The 18,062-nt window shown below is 66.5% G+C and carries 17 protein-coding genes; 2 read left to right on the forward strand and 15 right to left on the reverse strand.

Going from position 1 to position 18,062, the window contains the following annotated elements:
• Positions 1–11: 11 nt before the first annotated feature.
• Together HH308_RS24890 and HH308_RS24895 are read right to left on the reverse strand one after the other, a co-directional pair.
• Entirely contained in the window at positions 12–980 is a 969-nt protein-coding gene (locus HH308_RS24890) for an alpha/beta hydrolase (protein WP_170196966.1), read from the reverse strand.
• Between the two features lie 867 nt (positions 981–1,847).
• On the reverse strand, positions 1,848–2,468 hold the full coding sequence (locus HH308_RS24895; protein ID WP_170196967.1) for a TetR/AcrR family transcriptional regulator: 621 nt from the start codon (positions 2,466–2,468) through the stop codon (positions 1,848–1,850).
• Between the two features lie 105 nt (positions 2,469–2,573).
• Between HH308_RS24895 and HH308_RS24900 the strand changes: the two genes are divergently transcribed.
• Positions 2,574–3,791, forward strand: coding sequence for an acetyl-CoA C-acetyltransferase (locus tag HH308_RS24900; protein ID WP_170196968.1), 1,218 nt, complete (start codon positions 2,574–2,576; stop codon positions 3,789–3,791).
• A 76-nt stretch (positions 3,792–3,867) separates the two neighbouring features.
• Here the strand turns inward: HH308_RS24900 and HH308_RS24905 are convergent, their stop codons facing one another.
• The 12 genes from HH308_RS24905 to HH308_RS24960 form a co-directional block, all read right to left on the reverse strand.
• Entirely contained in the window at positions 3,868–4,314 is a 447-nt protein-coding gene (locus HH308_RS24905) for a hypothetical protein (RefSeq protein WP_170196969.1), read from the reverse strand.
• Positions 4,315–4,843: 529 nt separating this feature from the next.
• The gene (locus HH308_RS24910) at positions 4,844–5,866 is read right to left on the reverse strand and encodes a HoxN/HupN/NixA family nickel/cobalt transporter (RefSeq protein ID WP_170196970.1); all 1,023 of its coding nucleotides are present in this window, start codon (positions 5,864–5,866) and stop codon (positions 4,844–4,846) included.
• Positions 5,867–5,877: 11 nt separating this feature from the next.
• A complete protein-coding gene (locus tag HH308_RS24915; RefSeq protein ID WP_170196971.1) occupies positions 5,878–7,428 on the reverse strand; it encodes a GMC family oxidoreductase in 1,551 nt (516 codons plus the stop codon).
• Between the two features lie 16 nt (positions 7,429–7,444).
• Positions 7,445–9,013 carry an aldehyde dehydrogenase family protein gene (locus HH308_RS24920; RefSeq protein ID WP_170196972.1) on the reverse strand — a complete coding sequence of 523 codons (1,569 nt, stop codon included), beginning with the start codon at positions 9,011–9,013 and terminating at the stop codon, positions 7,445–7,447.
• A gap of 51 nt (positions 9,014–9,064) precedes the next feature.
• The gene (locus HH308_RS24925; RefSeq protein ID WP_170196973.1) at positions 9,065–9,709 is read right to left on the reverse strand and encodes an MBL fold metallo-hydrolase; all 645 of its coding nucleotides are present in this window, start codon (positions 9,707–9,709) and stop codon (positions 9,065–9,067) included.
• Positions 9,706–10,404 (reverse strand): class II aldolase/adducin family protein, encoded by a 699-nt coding sequence (locus HH308_RS24930; RefSeq protein ID WP_170196974.1) that lies wholly within the window; start codon positions 10,402–10,404, stop codon positions 9,706–9,708. Before HH308_RS24930 ends, HH308_RS24925 begins: the two co-directional genes overlap by 4 nt.
• A 9-nt stretch (positions 10,405–10,413) precedes the next feature.
• Entirely contained in the window at positions 10,414–11,418 is a 1,005-nt protein-coding gene (locus HH308_RS24935; protein ID WP_170196975.1) for a PDR/VanB family oxidoreductase, read from the reverse strand.
• A 7-nt stretch (positions 11,419–11,425) separates the two neighbouring features.
• A complete protein-coding gene (locus tag HH308_RS24940) occupies positions 11,426–12,586 on the reverse strand; it encodes a Rieske 2Fe-2S domain-containing protein (protein ID WP_170196976.1) in 1,161 nt (386 codons plus the stop codon).
• Positions 12,583–13,854 carry a DUF3500 domain-containing protein gene (locus tag HH308_RS24945; RefSeq protein WP_170196977.1) on the reverse strand — a complete coding sequence of 424 codons (1,272 nt, stop codon included), beginning with the start codon at positions 13,852–13,854 and terminating at the stop codon, positions 12,583–12,585. Before HH308_RS24945 ends, HH308_RS24940 begins: the two co-directional genes overlap by 4 nt.
• Entirely contained in the window at positions 13,851–14,690 is an 840-nt protein-coding gene (locus HH308_RS24950; protein ID WP_170196978.1) for a cupin domain-containing protein, read from the reverse strand. Before HH308_RS24950 ends, HH308_RS24945 begins: the two co-directional genes overlap by 4 nt.
• Positions 14,691–15,476, reverse strand: coding sequence for a 2-keto-4-pentenoate hydratase (locus tag HH308_RS24955; RefSeq protein WP_170196979.1), 786 nt, complete (start codon positions 15,474–15,476; stop codon positions 14,691–14,693). It lies immediately after the preceding gene.
• Positions 15,473–15,682, reverse strand: a complete 210-nt coding sequence (locus HH308_RS24960; RefSeq protein ID WP_170196980.1) for a tautomerase family protein — start codon at positions 15,680–15,682, stop codon at positions 15,473–15,475. The genes HH308_RS24955 and HH308_RS24960 overlap by 4 nt, the downstream gene beginning before the upstream one ends.
• A gap of 119 nt (positions 15,683–15,801) precedes the next feature.
• Here HH308_RS24960 and HH308_RS24965 point away from each other — a divergent pair, with 119 nt between their 5' ends.
• Positions 15,802–16,590 carry an IclR family transcriptional regulator gene (locus tag HH308_RS24965; protein ID WP_170196981.1) on the forward strand — a complete coding sequence of 263 codons (789 nt, stop codon included), beginning with the start codon at positions 15,802–15,804 and terminating at the stop codon, positions 16,588–16,590.
• Positions 16,591–16,659: 69 nt separating this feature from the next.
• On the opposite strand, the gene HH308_RS24970 is transcribed toward HH308_RS24965, so the two are convergent.
• A complete protein-coding gene (locus HH308_RS24970; RefSeq protein ID WP_170196982.1) occupies positions 16,660–17,886 on the reverse strand; it encodes a threonine/serine exporter family protein in 1,227 nt (408 codons plus the stop codon).
• Positions 17,887–18,062: the final 176 nt, after the last annotated feature.

Genomic DNA, 18,062 nt, shown 5'->3' on the forward strand with positions numbered 1-18,062 from the left:
CTAGCGCCGGTTCAGGAATTGAGAAGCCGGGCAACCCATTCGTCACGGGTCCGCGTCGCCGCCTGCGCCAACGCCGTGTGCGGCGCGAGCGAGTCGAAGCCGTGGAAACCACCCGTCCAGACATGCAACTCGGCCTGCACGCCCGACTGCCACAACAATGCCGCGTAGGCGATGTCCTCGTCGCGGAACACTTCGGCCGAACCGCAGTCGATATAGGTCGGCGGCAGTCCGGAGAGGTCCGTCGCACGAGCGGGTGCGGCGTAGATCGACACGTCGTCGGTCCCATAACGATCACCGAGCAGCGCACCCCACCCGTATTGATTGCTCGGCCGTGTCCAGATCCCGACGTCGGGGTATTGGTGGGTCGACAGCGTCTGATCACGGTCGTCGAGCATCGGACACATCAGTACCTGGCCGATCAGCGCCGGGCCCCGACGGTCACGAGCGAGCAGCGCGGTTCCGGCGGACAGTCCGCCACCGGCACTCGCACCGGCGATGATCAGCCGGGTCGCGTCGACTCCGAGGTCGGCTGCGTTCTCGGCCATCCAGACGAGTCCGGCGTAACAATCCTCGACAGGGTACGGGTCGGGGAATTCTGGAGCGAGCCGGTACTCCGCGGTGACCAGCACGGCGTCTTGCTCGACGATCCACGGGATGAGCCCGACCGGCCCCATCTTGCGGTGTCCGATGACCATCCCGCCACCATGGATGTGGTAGATGCCCGGTCCCGTCCCGACATGGTCGGCGCGTTTGACCACCGTGACCGCCATGTCGGCGCCCTGATAGCCGGCAATCGTGGCCTCGATCGCGACCAACCCGTGCTCTGCGAGCAGGTCGTCGGTCAGGTCGGCGGGGCCGCCGATCTCACGCAACACGGGAAGCGTCTCGGTGGTCAACGTCGGAATCTGTTCGGCCAGCACGGATAGCACGGCGCCGAGCTCCGGATCGAAGGGTGGTCGGGAAAGTTGCGTGGCGGTCATCGCAACTCCTCTCTGATCGGTGAGTGTGACATCCATTACGTTGCCGGGACGGCGCCGCCGAGGACACCGCCGTTCGTGGCCGATTTCTGACGCACTGACCGACATCTGTCGAACCGCGCGTACGGCGGGAATCTCCCTCCGATTCTGCCGCGTCCGGCGGTGTCTCGGACGTAGTCGAGCTGGCGAGAATCGTCTGGTCACTGGGGACAGCCAAAGGAGAAGATGCACATGTGGCCATCAGGAGAAGCGAGCTTCCCCCGCCGGTTGAGCCGAGCTCGACGAGCGCTAGCGAGCCGCGCTCGTGTCGAAACCCGGCGAGCCGAATTCCCCACTGTCCCAACGTGTTCGGTTGTGGTGGTGGGGTTGTGCTCGCGTGGTTTCGACACGGGCCTACGCTAACGCTCCGGCCCGGCTCAACCAGCGGATAGACGGGCACCACCCAACGCTCCGGCCCGGCTCAACCTGGTTCCACCGATGGCACCCGCCCCGCTGGCTGAGCCGGACGAGCGCTGTGCTGAGCGAGTCTTACAGCTAGCCGAGTCGAAGTAGCGCTAGCCGAGTCCGTGTCGAAACCTCTCAGCCACAACGACTTTCGACGGTACGCGCCAATATCGCGATGTCACCCGGCAAGTGACGCGTGTGCACCCTGCGGGTGCACACGCCTCGATGTTCGATTCCATCACAGCTCGACACGTGCGCTACCATCAAATGCATTGTGGTACAGAGGTTTCGACACGCTCGTCGCTAGCGCTCCTCGCGGCTCAACCAGCAGATGCAGTGCCCCGATCGGTGAACCCAGGCTCAACCAGCGGAAGAACGGGCACCACCCAACGCTCCGGCTCGGCTCAACCAGCGGATGAACGACGCTCAGTCGTCCACGGGCGAAGCCCGGACCATCCCTCGGACCAGCTCCACGTAGATCGCGGCAAGCGCGTCGGCGTCGGAGTAGGCATGGGACGGGAACCATCGGCTGACGTCGACGCCGAGGGAGGTGATCGCCAGGACCGCGGCTCCGACGTCGACCGGATGGAACTCGCCCGCCGCCGTCCCGGCGTCGATGATGCGGTGGAAGACTCTCGACGTCGCGCGCCGGACGTCGGCGATGATCTCGTAGTGCTCGGGCGAGAGTGAGCGCAGCTCGTACTGCGCGACGCGCGCCGCGGCGCTGTGATCGGCGTGCCAGGTCACGAAGGCGGTGACCGTCGCGGCGAGGCGCTGCGACGCCGGAGCACTCTCGTCGTCGGCGTCGAACAGTGCCGTGAGGACCGCGTGGTGACCTTCGAGACTGGTCGCGTACAGCAGCGATTCCTTGGTCTTGTAGTGCGGATACACCGCACCCGGACTGAGGTCGAGGCTGGCGGCGATCTGTCGGGTCGTCGTCGACGAGTAGCCCTGTGTGGCGAACATCTCAACGGCCGCAGCGCGGATGCGGGCCGCCGCTTTGGACGTTCCCAGCTCGCTGACCAGTGCTGATAGGGGTGAATCCATCGCCGCACCGCCTCTCGATTGTGGGGGTTGACACGTCTCGGCAACCGTCGTCACTATATACGAGCGCATAGAAACTATGCGCCCGCATACTTCTAGGAGGCTCGCATGCCCGAGGCCGTCATTGTTTCCATCGCCCGCTCGCCAATCGGCCGCGCCATGAAGGGATCGCTCGTCGGCATGCGCCCGGACGACCTCACCGCGCAGATGGTCCGCGCCGCACTCGACAAGGTGCCCGCACTCGACCCGACCGACATCAACGACCTGATCCTCGGTTGCGGTCTGCCCGGCGGCGAGCAGGGCTTCAACCTGGGGCGCAACGTCGCCGTACAGCTCGGCTACGACTTCATCCCGGGCACCACCATCACCCGATACTGTTCGTCGTCGCTGCAGACCACCCGCATGGCGCTGCACGCGATCAAGGCCGGCGAGGGCGACGTCTTCGTCTCCGCCGGCGTCGAAACGGTGTCGCGATTCGTCAAGGGCAACTCGGATTCGCTGCCCGACACGCACAACCCGCTCTACGCCGACGCCGAGGCACACACCGCCGAGCTCGCGCTGGGCGGACAGCGGTGGATCGACCCGCGCGAGAACGGCCAGATCCCTGACACCTACATCGCGATGGGCCAGACCGCGGAGAACGTCGCGCAGGTCACCGGAATCACCCGCGAGGAGCAGGATCGGTGGGCGGTGCGCTCGCAGAACCGTGCCGAAGAGGCCATCAAGGCCGGCTTCTTCGCTCGCGAGATCACTCCGGTCACGCTGCCCGACGGCAGTGTCGTGTCCACCGACGACGGCCCGCGCGCCGGTACCACCTACGAGGCCGTCAGCTCACTCAAGCCCGTGTTCCGGCCCGACGGCACCGTGACCGCGGGCAACGCCTGCCCGCTGAACGACGGCGCCGCCGCGCTGGTGATCATGTCCGACGTCAAGGCGAAGGAACTCGGCCTCACTCCCCTGGCCCGGATCGTGTCGACCGGCGTGTCCGGCCTCTCCCCGGAGATCATGGGACTCGGCCCGATCGAGGCGTCCAAGCGTGCACTCGCCATCGCCGGACTCGGCATCTCCGACATCGACCTCGTCGAGATCAACGAGGCGTTCGCGGTTCAGGTCATCGGCTCGGCCCGCGAACTGAAGATCGACGAAGACAAACTGAACGTCTCCGGCGGCGCCATCGCCCTGGGCCACCCGTTCGGCATGACCGGCGCTCGAATCACCGCCACCCTGCTCAACAACCTCACCACCCACGACAAGCAGTTCGGTCTGGAAACCATGTGCGTCGGCGGCGGCCAGGGCATGGCCATGGTGGTCGAGCGGCTCAGCTAAGACGCGCAAACCTCCGTTCGCGACGCCCTTGTCGGGTGGCAGGGCGTCGCGGAGTCGGACCGCCACCGGTGCGGGTTCAGTGAATTACCGGCGGCGGACCAGCGGGTTCTTGGGTGATCGTCCAGTACCACGGCCTGCGGCCATCGGTCCCGAACGGCACGTACGCGACGATCCCCTTGTTGTTGCGGGCGACCGAAACGAGATACGAGTGACCGGCGATGAGATTCGGGCCGTCGAACCGGTAGCGGTAGCCGAAGTAGTAGATCCGGTCATTGTGGGTGCTTTGGAACGTGGCCGTCGCCACGAGAGGCCCGACGAAGGTATTGGGCCGACGCTTGTTCTGGTCGTAGATCGAGACGACCGGGACGGCCCCCTTCTGCCGGGTGTACACCGTGATCACCGCGTAGTGAAATGGGTTTCGGATTGCGCACGGTAAGTTGCCGCACGGTGCCGCTGCGGCCGGCGTGCTCGGCAGCAGGGCCAAGCCGCCGGCCAGCAGGATCACTATCATCAGATGTCGCATCACAGTTCCTCCACAGTTGCGTAGGTTTGACGGGCTGATCTTTTTCTGCGTGCGCTCAATCAGACGCACAATTGCCCACCTACGCATCATCCATTCGGTTGATCTGACGAATAGTGAGGTTCGAGCGTCCCGGATTCAGCGGTGACGCTGGATGATTGATTCTGGATTCACCGACGGGGGCCCGTCAACTGATTGAGCCGGTCCGAGCGCCGCGCTGAGCGAGGCGCTAGCCGAGTCGAAGTAGCGCTAGCCGAGTCCGTGTCGAAACCTCTCAGCCACAACGACTTTCGACGGTCCGCGCCAATATCGGCGATGACACCCGGCAAGTGACGCGTGTGCACTCTACGGGTGCACACGCCTCGAAGTTCGATACCATCACAGTTCGACAAGTGCGCTACCATCAAATGCATTGTGGTACAGAGGTTTCGACACGCTCGTCGCTAGCGCTCCTCGCGGCTCAACCAGCAGATGCAGTGCCCCGACCGGTGAAACCAGGCTCAACCAGCGGAGGGGCCGGAAGTCAATCGCCCTAGATCACCCGACCCCGCCGCGCGACCAATTCCGTCACGATCCACATGCTGCCGAATACGCCGATCATCGCGAATCCGACGTATTCCAGATTCAGCGAAGAAATGAATCCGGTAATCGGATCCTGTAGCGCGAATTCATCCCGGAACACCGATGTCAAGATCGTGCCTCCGATGCCGAGCGCGGACACCACCGACATCGTCGTGATCAGCACGTTGAAGTTACGACGGCGCCGCGACCCGGAACTCGCCGACGAATACAACCGCATCATCGCGATTCCATTCACGGTGTCTCCCAGCGTCATTCCGGCCGCGAAACAGATGGGCAGCGACAGCAGACTCATCGTCGCGACGCCGGCGGCAGCGCTGGACCCGGCGAAGATCAGTAGCCCGATGAGACTCGCGGTATCGAATCCGATTCCGAACAGCGCCCCGACGACATACATATGCCGCGGGTGCGAGATACGGCTCAGCGGACGCGCCATCAGTCGGCCCAGAAACGTCTGTGCGCCGACTGCCCGTCCGCGCACGACGCTCCAGAGTACGACCGCATTCACCACACCGATCAGCACGAGAAATGTCCCGGCGATCGTCGACCCGGCCAGTCCCAGAACGTCGGCGACGGAATTGCCGCCCGCGACCGCTCGATCCACACCGCGCACACCGAGCACCACGAGCAACGCAGCGACCGCGACAATCGTCGAGTGCCCCAGGCTGAACGCCAGGCCCACGCTCACCGGACGACGACCGTCCGCGACGAACTTGCGGGTGGCATTGTCGATCGCGCTGATGTGGTCGGCGTCGGCTTGATGCTTGAGGCCGGCCAGGTACGCGGTTGCGACCATCGCAGACGTCAGACCGCCGGACACACCGCTGCACCCGGCGCCGAACGCGAGACCGAACCCGACGATGTGCAGGACGCCGACCACGCCGACGGTGACGCCCAGCCGAAGGCGCAGCGCGGCCGCATCCCGATGCTCGACGCGCGCGAAGGGGATCGTCGATGTGCCACCGTAGTTGTTCACCACACCGCCCGTCAGTCCGGAGCGGTCTCGAACCGCGCCGTCAGCTTCTGCGCGGCGCGTTCGGCGACGACGATCACCGACGGGTTGGTCGGTACCCGCGGGATGTGCGGGAAGATCGACGCATCCACGATCGACAGCCCTTCCAAACCATGGACGGAACACTCGGAATCGACGACCGCGGCGGGATCGGTGGCCGGCCCCATCCGGGCGGTGCCGGATGCGTGGTGGAACACGCCGGAGATTCGCCGCACCTCATCGGCGAGGTCGTCGTCGGCGATTCGCGCGCCGGGCAGGAGTTCTTCGACGAGCATCTCCCGCAGTGGGCTGGTCTGCGCCACCTGCCGTCCGATTCGCACCGCCGCGGCGACCAGTTCGGCGTCGCGGGCATCGGAATAGAATCCGAGCTCGATCACCGGTGGGTCGGCCGGATCGGTGGAGGCGAGAGTCACCGATCCCCGCGAGACCGGCTGTACGCACGCGGCGAGCACCATCACGTCCCAGCCGGTGGGGTGGTCGGCGGGCGGCGGACCCCACACGGTGGGCAGTGCATCGGCCGGTATCGGCGCCGACGGATAGATCTGCAGGTCGTAGTCGGGCTCGTCGGGATCGCCCGAATGCGCGTTCAGGCACACTTCGATCGCCGCGCCCATGCCGGTGGTCGGTGGATGAGCGGCCCAGCGTCCGTAGACCGCCGGGTGTTCGCGTAGACCCGCGCCGACGCCGGGCGCATCCAGAACGCGGGTGATGCCGAGCGAGTCCAAGTGCTCGGCCGGCCCCACACCGGAACGCATCAGGATGGCGGGCGTCGCGTAGGCGCCCGCCGTCAGGATCACCTCGGAGGCCGAGATGATCTCGCCGGTGGCTAGGCGGACCCCGACCGCCCTGGTGCCCGCGAATTCAACCCGGTCGACCAGAGTGTCGCCGCGTACCTCCAGGTTGGCGCGATCGCGCACCGGGTCGAGATAGGTCAGTGCGGTGCTCTGCCGGACGTTGTCGACCGCGCTGAACGGCGACGCGGACACGCCGCGGACATCGGTGGGGGCATTGGCGTCGTCGACGTATTTGTGGCCGAGCGCGGTCGCCGCGTCGACGAATGCGGTCGCGATGCCACTCACGTCGACGTCGTCGGCGCGCGACATCCGGTACGGGCCGCTGCGGCCGTGCCACTCGTCGGCTCCATGCGGATACGACTCCATCGCGCGGTAGAACGGCAGGACGTCGGCGAAGCCCCAGCCTTCGTTGCCCGCGTCGACCCACGCGTCGTGGTCGGCGGGCCGCCCGCGCAGCGCGAAACAGTAGTTGATCGACGAGGATCCGCCGATCACCTTCCCCCGCGGCACGAAGGCGCTGGTCCCGAACTCGTCGGGCGCCGCGGCGAGATTCCAGTTGTGCGACGTCGGCCCGAAGGCCGCGTAGGCGAGATCTCCCGGAGTCTCCTGCAGGGATCGATAGTCGGGTCCGGCCTCCACCAGCAGGACCGAGCGCTTGGGGTCTTCACTGAGACGATTCGCCAGCACGCATCCGGCCGAGCCGCCGCCGACGATCACGATGTCGTAAGTCATGATGTTGTTCCTGCGCTCACTGCTCGAAGGCACGGCCGACGGCGATGGTCTTGACTTCGAGGAACTCCGCGAAGCCCTCGGCACCGGATTCGCGGCCCAGGCCGCTCTCCTTGTAGCCGCCCCAGGGGAGATCGGGTCCGTAGAAGAACGAGCCGTTCACCGCGATCATGCCCGAGCGGATGCGCCGGGCGACGCCGAGCGCCGCCTCCTCGTCCGGGCTCCACACGTATCCGGCCAGGCCATAGGTGGAATTGTTGGCGATCCGCACGGCGTCGTCGACGTCCTTGTACGGCAGCAGTGACAGCACCGGCCCGAAGATCTCGCGCTGCGCCACCGTCGAGTTCTCGTCGACGTGGGTGAGGAGGGTGGGTTCGACGAAGAAGCCGTGGTCGAATTCGGCCGGCTTGCCTCCGCCGGTGACGACCCGCGCGCCCTGCGCGACACCGGCGTCGATCAGGCCTAGAATCCGGGAGCGCTGAGTCTCGGTGATCTGCGGCCCCTGGACGACGTCGGGGTCACGAGGATCGCCGAACGGCATGGCTTCGTAGGCGAATTTGATCAGTTCGGTGGCCTCGTCGTAGCGACTCTCGTGGACCAGCATGCGCGACGGCAGGACACAGCCCTGACCGGCGTTGACCGATAGCATTCCGGCGGCCAGCGGCACAACATGCTCGATCGGGACGTCGGGCAGGATGATGTTGGCGGACTTGCCGCCCAGTTCCAGTGCGACACGCGCGATCCGGTCCGACGCGATCGACATCAGCTTCTTACCGACGGCGGTGGAGCCGGTGAAATGCACGATGTCCACGCGAGGATCGCGGGCGAGCAGTTCGGCCACATCGTTGTCGGAGGGCGTGACGATGTTGATCACGCCAGCCGGGAAGTCGGTCTCCTCGGCGATCAGTTTCGCCATTAGAGTTGCGTGCCAAGGAGTTTGGGGTGCGGGCTTCAGTACGACGGTGGCTCCGGCCGCGAGCGCGGGAGCGACCTTCGTCATCGCGGTCGCCAGCGGGAAGTTCCACGGGGTGATGGCCGCGACGACGCCGACCGCCTCATACCGGATGCGATGCCGGTCGCCGTAGGCCCACGGCCGGTCGGGCAGTTGCCGCTCGTACTCGTAGCTCGTCGCCATCTGCGCCCAATACGGGATCGAACTGATAGCGGCATAGGAGTGAATGGAATTCGTGGTACGGACCGCGATGCCCGCCTCGTAAACCGTTGTGGCGCGGAGCAATTCAGCGTTGCGCATCATCGCGTCGTAGAACTGCATCAGGCAGTGGGCGCGGAACTCGTGGTTGGTGGACCAGTCGGTCGTGTCGAAGGCGCGGCGGGCCGCCGTGACGGCGCGGTCGATGTCGTCGGCGGTGGCGTCGGCGACCATCCCGAGCACCTGCTCGGTGGTCGGATCGACGTTGGCGAACATGGCGCCCGACGACGACCCGACGAGTTCGCCGTCGATCAGCATTCGCTCCTCGCCGACGACGCCCTGCTCGATGATGGCCATGGTGGCCTCGCTGGGATCGGCGGATCCGAGTAGGCCGCGCAGGCTGGATTTCAGTTCGTCGGTTTCGAGTTGTACGGACATTGGGTGACTCCTTGGGCTGTCGGTCGGGTGGTTGTCAGATGAGGATGGTTGTCACAGGGTGATGGATTGGCCGGGGTCCAGCGGCGTGAACGTGCTGTCCGTCGGGCCGAAGTCGGTGAAGAGTGCTCGATGCAGTCCTCGATGCGCCGGTGCGAGTCCGGCGTCGTGGACCGGCACCACGACGTCGGGCGCGACGGCGCGGATGAAGTCGATGCCCTCCGAGAGCTTCATCCACGGTCCGGCCAGCGGCGCCAGCAGCACCTCGATCGGTTGCGACGGCACGGTCAGTGCGTCCCCGGGAGCGAATATCCGGCCGCCGATCTCGTAGCCGACGTTCGCCGGCAACGGGAAGCCCGGGTACAGGGTCTCGTGGACGCTAACGGTCGCGACGATCGGCACGCCGGCGACCTCGAACGATCCCGTTCGGACCCCGACGAACGCCACGTCGAGATCCTCGACCTGCCCGGCGATGTCGGGTGGGCCGTAGAGCGGCAGCTTGCCGGCCCCCGTTACTCGTCTGACCTGCTCGGCGTCGAGGTGATCGGGATGGCCGTGCGTGACCAACACGGCATCGACCGCGCCGATGCCGTCCAGTGGCGGGGTGAGGTTGCCCGGATCGAGCAACAGTCGAGCACCGCCGACGTCGATGAGCACACAGGAGTGCCCGAGAAATGTGAGGTGGATGTTCTGGGTCATTGGACGACTCCTTGCGCCTGGCGCAGCAGATACTGGTAGCCGGCTTCGTATTGGGTTGTGGCCCACACCAATTCACGCTTCGCGACGAGCTCCGCGTCGTCGGACCAGCGCACCGGCCCACCGGCGGCGAGCGCGTCCAGATGATTGCGGCACGCGCGCTCCAACAGGACTGCGCGCATCACCGCGACGGCCAGCGACTCTCCGACGACGACGAAGCCGTGCGCGGGCATCAACGCTCCGGCCCCGTCGCCGACCGTCTGTGCCAGCCGGTTTCCGGTGTCCTGGTCGCGGACCAGGTTGCCGGTGTAGGTGTATCGCGGGATGTCCGGGGTCAGGAAGGGCACCGCGTCGTGCGAGAGCGCCCGCAGCGGGATGTCGAGCGACGCGAACGTCGACGCCGCGGGTGCGTGCGAGTGAACGACTGCCCGCACGTCGGGCCGGGCGGCCATGAGCTCGGTGTGGATCGGATATTCGATATGCCGATTGCCCTGTCCCGCAAGCACTTCGCCTGACGGCGACACCAGCACCACGCGTTCGGGGGTCACCTCGTCGAATCCCCAGCCGGCCGCCTTCATCCAGATGCCGCGGCCGTGCGGATCGCGCAGCGACACGTGTCCCCACACCATGTCGGTCTGGCCCACGGCCGCCAACGCGTGATACGCCCGAGTCAATTCGGCCGTCGCCTGTTCATTCATCACATCTCCTCAGATGTCGAGCACGAGTTGCTCGGACAGGGCACGACTGACGCAAGGGAACATCGTCGTTCCCCGTTCCCGCTCCTGCGGAGTCAAGATCTCGTCGCGGTGATCCGGTGTGCCCTCCAGCACCGCGACCTCGCAGCTCCCGCAGTAGCCCTCGGTGCACGAGTAGGGCATTCCGGGGACGACGTCGCGGATGGCGTCGAGGATCGATCGATCGGGTGCGACGTTGAGCGTCAATCCGCTGCGGCGCAACAGAACTTCGACAGGTTTATCGTCACCGGCGGCGGCCGGTGTGCCCGATCCGGGCGACGACGCCGCGAAGCGTTCGATGTGCAGGGACGCATCCGGAGCCAGGCGGGCATGCGCGTCGGTGACCGCTGCCAACAGCGGCGCGGGTCCGCAGCAGTAGACGGCCGTGGACTCGTCGGCGTCGGCGAGGATCGCGTCGACGTCGAGCAGGCCCCGTTCGTCCTGCGGAACGAGCGAGACACGCGGACCGCCGATGGCCGACAATTCGGTGACGAACGCCATGCTCGACGCGGTGCGCCCGCCGTAGTGCAGGCTCCACGAGGCGTCGTCGGCCAGTGACCGGACCATCGCCAGGATCGGCGTGACACCGATGCCGCCGGCGATGAAGACATGTCGTCGGCTGGGCACCAGTTCGAAATGGTTGCGGGGACCGTTCACCCGTAGTCGTTTGCCGACCAGACCGGTGTCGTGAAGTTCGCGTGACCCGCCCCGGCCGCCGGCCTCCCGCAGGACCGCGACGGTGTAGGAGAACGTGTCCCGCGAGTCGCCGCACAGTGAGTACTGACGCAGCAGCCCGCTGGGCAGCACCAACTCCAGGTGGGCGCCCGGCCGCCAATCGGGCAGTTTCCGCCCGGCCGCGTCGGCGAGGGTCACCGAGATGACGTCGTCGGCTTCCAAACTGACTCTTGTCACCACGAGTTCCAGCGAGCCGCCGTGGATGGCGACGTCGGCGTGGTGGCTGTCCAGCACGGTGGTCATCGCCCGCTCACCAGCCGGTGTCCGCGGTCGGGGCGCCCGCCATGAAGTCCGCGAGGCGGCTCATGAACATGCGGCGCAATTGCAGCACCGCCTTGTCGGACTGGGCGAGGTTCTCCTTGCCGGGGTCGTTGATGAACTGCATGCCCATCTGCACGACGTGGTCTTCGATGTTGACCAGGTCGGGGTGGTCGGCGAAGTCGTAGAGCGTCTTCTCGCCGCGCAGGATCTCCTCGGCGCAGTCCTCGGTGGGCGGGTATTTCGCGAGAAGTGCCTGGTGGCGGGCCTGATACGCGCGGAACCGCTCCGCCCCCTCGGCATCGGTGTGCAGCGCGGTGATCTGGATGCTGAAGTGCCGCTCGTCGTCGATCGGTACACGCCAACCCACTTGTTCCAGGAACCCGTCGCGCTGCGCCACGACCAGGTGCATCGCATTGGGCAGCATCACGATGGTGCTCGTGGGCTCGGCGTCATGTTCGATCTCGACACAGCGGACACCGAACTCCAGTCGCTCGACCGTGATATCGCGGATTCGGACCACTCCGGGGTCGAAGCCGACCTCGGTGATACTCGGATCCGACGACAGCTTGTGGGTGAAGGCCACGTGCGCGAGATCGAGGGCGTTCTCGACGTTGATGTAGTAGTTGCAGTGGCGTCGATAGGTGGCGGTCCCGCGGATCGGCGCCGACATCATGTCCTTGCCGTGCTCCTTGGAGAAGCCGTCGATGTCGAAGAAGGCGGGCGGCTCGCCGTCCCCGAAGTAGGCGAAGACCACCCCGTACTCCTCGCGAGTCGGGTAGGTGCGGATCTTCATGCGCTCCACCAGACGCGGGCCCTGGCCGGGAGCATCTTGGCACCGGCCGTCGGCGCCGAATTTCCAGCCGTGGAAGGAACAGCGGATCGAGTCCCCTTCCACATTGCCGATGGCGAGCATGGTCTGCCGATGGGGGCAACCGGCTTGCGTGAGCACAACCGTGCCGCTCACCCCGCGGTAGATGGTGAAGTCCTCACTCATCACGCGCAGTGGCTGCACCCTGCCCACGGGCAGTTCCTCGGAGAGTTTCACCGGCTGCCAAAAACTGCGCAGGTATTTGCCGGCCGGGGTGTCGGGTCCGGTCTCGAATGGGCTGAGCACCTCGGCGGTCGGGGCGGGCGGAACCACTGCGGTCATCGTGGTGTTCCTTTCGATGAGTGGTGATGATGGTGGGGCTGGTGATGGCGCGCATAGTGTTGCGCCAGAAGGCTTTTGCCGTAGTCGTTGCCGTTCGGCTCCCGAACGATGGTGTGGATGTGGAATCGTTCCGGCTCCTCGTTGTCGAGGAAGATGCCGGGGTGGTTGTCGTATTCGACCCACAGGACCGGCGAGTGGATGCGGTAGTAGAAGGCGGCGACGTCGTCGTGACCACCGCGCCAGCAGAAGCGGGTCTCCTCGAGATGGTCGTAGACGTGGCGTCGTTTCGCCTTGGCGTGCACCATCGGCATCCGGTCGAGATAGACGTCGACGAGATCGAAGAGAAGCTGCTGCTGAGGCGCGCTCAATTCGGCTGCTCTGATCCCTTCGTAGGGCTGCACCTGGTTGTCGCGGCCGGCACCGCCGACGTGGCGGCCGTTGAACGGGCCGGCGAGTTCGGCGGGAAGATCGTGCGAATGGATCGTCCGGCTGAGCAGGAATGCCTCTTCCTGCTCAGCCGACAGCGCGCGCCGAAATTCGAGGGCCTTGTCGGTTTCCAGATCGAGTGCCCGGGTTCCGGCGAAAGGTCCGTCCAGGGCGAAATTCGGTTCGGCGCCCAAGAACACCGGCGCGAGAACGAGTTGCGAGCCGACGAACACGCAGTTGATGTCGACGTGGTGACCGGCCAGCTGCCATCCCCACGGGTCCGACCCGTTCGGTTCGCCGAAGATGAGGAAGTTGTAGGCGAACTCGGTCAGCGTGTCCTCGTACAGGCCGATCAGGTCACCGAGCGCACCGTTAAGTCGCATGCAGTCGCGCGCGGACTCGTAGCCCTCCGCGCTGAGGCTCTCGCGCATGAGGTCGAGAACCAGGGCTCGTTTCGCGTCGGAGATCCGTTCGAGGCGAATGCCTTTGGCGTTCCACATCATGAAGGCGTTCGTCCACAGCCGCCAGTCGTCCGACTCGATCGGGAGCTGCGTGCACATCCGCTCGTTGGCGCTCAAGGCCGCGAGCAGCGACCGCGCGGCGCTCACCGCTCCGGCATGGTGCTCCGAACCCGAGTCGGCGAGCTCGTAGAGTCCGTTTATCGGGGTGCCGTCCGTGGTGACACCCACATAGGGCTGCTTCACGTTGCGCAATGCCGCGGACAGTTCGTACGCGGGCACCGCGGGCAGGAGAGGCTCACCGTAGAGCACCCCGTCGAGTACCGGCAGTTCAGCGGGCCGGGCGCCGACGCCGCGCAGTGCGCCGAAGGTCTTGCTGGTCATTCGTAGTCCTTCTGGTTGAGTACCCACCCCTGCTCGATGAAGTCCGCCCGCGCAGGTGCGAACACGTCGATCAGCTGGTGCCCGCCGCGTCCGACCCAGCGCGAGGTGTGCACGTTGCCCGGCGGAATGATCGTGACCGACGGGCTGGTGATCTGGACGTGCTCGTCGGGTCGCCAATCGCGCATCCGCGCCGTCCACGGGCGCCGGATGTGATGGACGAAGTCGCCCTCCACGGTGATGACGGCCTGTTCGAAGTCGTCGTGAGCATGCGGGGTCAGCGTGTCGGTGTCGCGCGGCCCGTCGATCGGCGCGGGCCAATTCACCATCAGCGAGTCGGTTCGAAAGATCCGGCCATGTCTGCCGGGAACCTCGGGCACGTCGGCGAGCGGAACGACCCGCAGCGTCGTGCCGAACTCTCCCGACGCCGGGGGAAGCGGGGTGACCTGCGGATTCGTCGTCGCGTAGGTGTGCGCGTTGGCGGCCTTCGACGCGACCGGGCTTCGTGAGGTGAAGATCCGAATCAGATCGCCCGACCGTCGCATCCGCACCTGCGCGGGTCCCGCGGGAACCACGACGAGTGCCGGACCGCTGGCCGATGCCTGCTGGTCGCGCGCGGTCACGTCGACCTCGGCGCCGTCGAGCACCAGAACCAGATGTTCGTCCGATGCCGGCTCCTCCCGCAGGATCTCGCCCGCGGCGGCGCGAGTCACGACGGTCACGAAGTTCTGGCACCGGACGTACCAGGACCGATGCCCCGCGACCCGGTCGGCGGGTGCGTGTTCGCCGGACCCGAGTTCGAAGAAGGCCGGTGGCCAGAGCGTGGTCTCGGTCGTCATCTAATGCTCCGAGGTCCGGATCGTGACGGCGCCGAGTCCCGCGACGTCGACCCGGACGGTTGCGTCGGGCGGCAGCGCGACCGCGGCCGTTGCGGATCCGGCGAGAATCACGAAGCCCGGTTCCACGGGATGGCCGTGCCGACTCGCGAGGCGTTTGGCGGCGACCAGCGATTCGACGGGGTCGCCGAGAATCGCGCCGGTTGAACCCGAGGCGGCCACCGCGTCGTCGATCCGCAGTTCGACGGCCAGATCCGACACGTCGAGGGTCGTCGACGCGCCGGCGAATTCGTGCCATTCGCCGACCGCGAAGTGGCTTCCGGACGTGTTGTCCGCCACGACGTCTTCCAGGCTGAATGAGAAGTTCCGGTATCGACTGTCGATCACCTCGAGCGCGGCGGCCACGTGTGTGACATATGGCAGAAGACGCTGATCGGCGGCGCCCAGCACCGCTGCGGGAACGTCGGGGCTCAGGCGAAACGCGACCTCCGGTTCGACGCGGGGGTGGATGAGCGAGTCGTGGTCGAGCAGGCCGCCGTCGGCGATCCGCATCTGATCGGTGAGCACTCCGAGGATGACGTCGGAGACGCCCATCTGTGCGGCCTTCTCGGCGCTCGTGAAGCCCAGCTTCAAGCCGACGACACGCTCGCCACGACCGCGCCGACGATCGATTCCGCCGAGTAGCGCCGCGTAGGCGTCGTCGAGGGACATCTGCACCCGTCCGGCGAATTGATCGATCGGCCGAACCTCGGAGCGCGCCGCGTCGAGTTCGTCGACGACCGCGTTCACGCCTGGCCCCCGGCGCGCTGCGCCTTCTCCGCCAGTGTCACGTCGCCATTGGCCCAGTGCGTCGTGGGGATCTCCGTGACGATCACGCGAACGGTCTCCGCGGGGACGCTCAGGCTCTCGACGACGGCTGTCGTGACCGCGCTGATGAGCGTCCGGACGCTCTGGGGGTCGCGTCCGTGGCGAAGTTGGACTGCGATCTGCGGCATCGCGCATCTCCAATCTGTCTCGTATTACGAGATGTGTGTTCGTAATACGATTACCGTAGTATGGATCACACTTTCCCGCAAGGGTGTCGACCGACTCAGCGAGGGGCAGAGGCGAGAAAATGGTGCAGGATTCGGCGGACTCCAACGACCGTTCGGCGGGGTCGCGTATCGCGGTCATTCAGAAGGCGGTGAACGCCATGGACGCGCTGCTCGCAGCGGGTGACGGCCTGACTCCGACGGAGGTCGCCGACGCCATCGACACCAACCGCAGCACCGCGTTTCGGCTGCTCACCTCACTCGAATACGCCGGGATGCTGTCCCGCGACGAATCGACCGGCAAGTATCACCTCGGCATGAAGCTGCTGCAGTACGGCTCCGCCGTGCGCGCGAGCATGGCGATCGTGAAGATCGCCGAACCGACCCTGATGACACTGCGTGACAAGACCCGGCAGACGGCGTTGCTGGCCGTTCGCGAGAATTGGGGGGCCCGCTGCCTGCTCCGACTGCCCGGCCCCGAGGTCGACGTCGTGTCCTGGACGACCGGACAGTGGCTGCCGATGCACGTCGGAGCGGCGCCGCAGGCTCTCATGAGCGCGATGAGCGACACCGAGGTCGAGCGATACCTAGCCGACAACAAGGATTGGAGCACCCGCCAGGGGGAGCGGAGTCCCGACGACGTCCGGGACAGCTTGCAGGAAATCCGCCGCCGCGGCTGGGCGCTGAACATGGAGTCGATCACCAAGGGCGTCGCATCGCTGGGCACGATCGTTCGCGACCGGCACGACGCGCCACTGTGCGCCATTTCGGTGTCCGGACTCCAGTACCACTACACCGGGACGGATCTCGAACAGACCGCGGCCAGCGTCATGGCCGCGGCCAGCGACATCAGCAGGCGGATGCAGGACTGATCGCGCGCGGCCTGGCTCGAGCACAGTCGCGGGGCACCGGGTCGAGTCCGGTCCGAGCGACAGGTGTGGTCATCGGTGATCTCCCGGGGTGGACAACAACTCGGCCACTTTGATGCCGACACACAGGCTGACGAATGTTCCGACTGCGACGCCGATGGCGTCGGGGTCCGAGGAGGCCAGCGCGACGAGGCCGACCGTGCCCGGGACGAGCAGCAGAAACGCGGGAAAGAAGAAGGCGACCGACGGGATCGCGGCGTTGGTGCGCTCGACGGCGTACGACGCCAGGTAAACGACTCCGGCGATGATTCCGCTGGCCGCGATGTCACCGACGTGCGGTCCCAGCACGGTGTGCATGGCGTAGACCCCCACCATCACGACCAGCGTGACGGCACTGAGCCGTACGCCGGCACCGAATGCGAGCCCGATGCCGACGGCGAGCAGCACCACCCCCAGCCATGACACCCAGACCGGCGGCAGCGATTGCCAGCCGCTCGCGGCGTCGGACAGGCGCGGGACGTGGGCCGGGTTCGACGCCGACGTCCCGCCGAGGCGGACACCGGTCAGCTCGGCCCCGGCCTTGATGCCGACAGTCATGAATCCCAGCACCGTGATCCCGTACATCAGGCGTGATGCACCGGTGACGACGTCGGCGGCGGTGAGTTCGAGCAGCGCATTGGTGATCAGCGCACCGGGCACGAGGATGGCGACGGGCGCGCAGACGGCGAACAACGGTATCGGCCCGAAGCCGAACAGCCGGTCGACCCCGCCGACCAGCGCCGTCGAGACGACCGCGGTCACGAACGGAAGGACCGCCACCGACGCCGGCGTCCTACGCACCGACGCGATGCACAACCCGACGACGCCACCGAAGAGCAGAGAGGTGGCGATCGCCCACCACGGGCAGCGGAACACCAGCGCCAATCCGGCCGACACCAGGGCCGCACCGGCGACCCAGGTCGGTCCGCGATAGCGGCGCACGGTCGCGCGCACGGCGTCGACCTGCGCGGCGATGTCGTCGAACGCGACGGTTCCATTGACGATCCGTCCGGCCAGTCGCACGGCGAGCGCCGTCTGGCGCATCGACAGTTCGACGCCGGGCGCCTTCACCATCGACACGTCACCGGTGTCGTCGTCGGCGAGCAGCACGTCCTCCGGCAGCACGGAGACACTGAGCCGGTCGAGCCCGGCGACGTCGGCGGCCGCCGACACGCGCGCCCGGACCTCGGTGACCGACAGCCCGGCGTCGAGCAACAGGGCGCCGAGTCTGCCGAGGCGCATTCGGTCTGCGGAACTCATGGCAGGACCGTAGCGGACCTGAAGAGTAGGCGCGCCGACTGTCATGTCGGGACCGGATACTGCGCGACACTGAGTCGCAATTCGCAACTCGCCATGGAAGCTTGACCTTACATTAGTTTCAATTTACTACTAATATTCTCCCAGAGGGTGGCCGCCGGAGCCGCCCGTGACGACAG

The organism is Gordonia asplenii, assembly GCF_012933505.1.
GTDB lineage: Bacteria > Actinomycetota > Actinomycetes > Mycobacteriales > Mycobacteriaceae > Gordonia > Gordonia asplenii.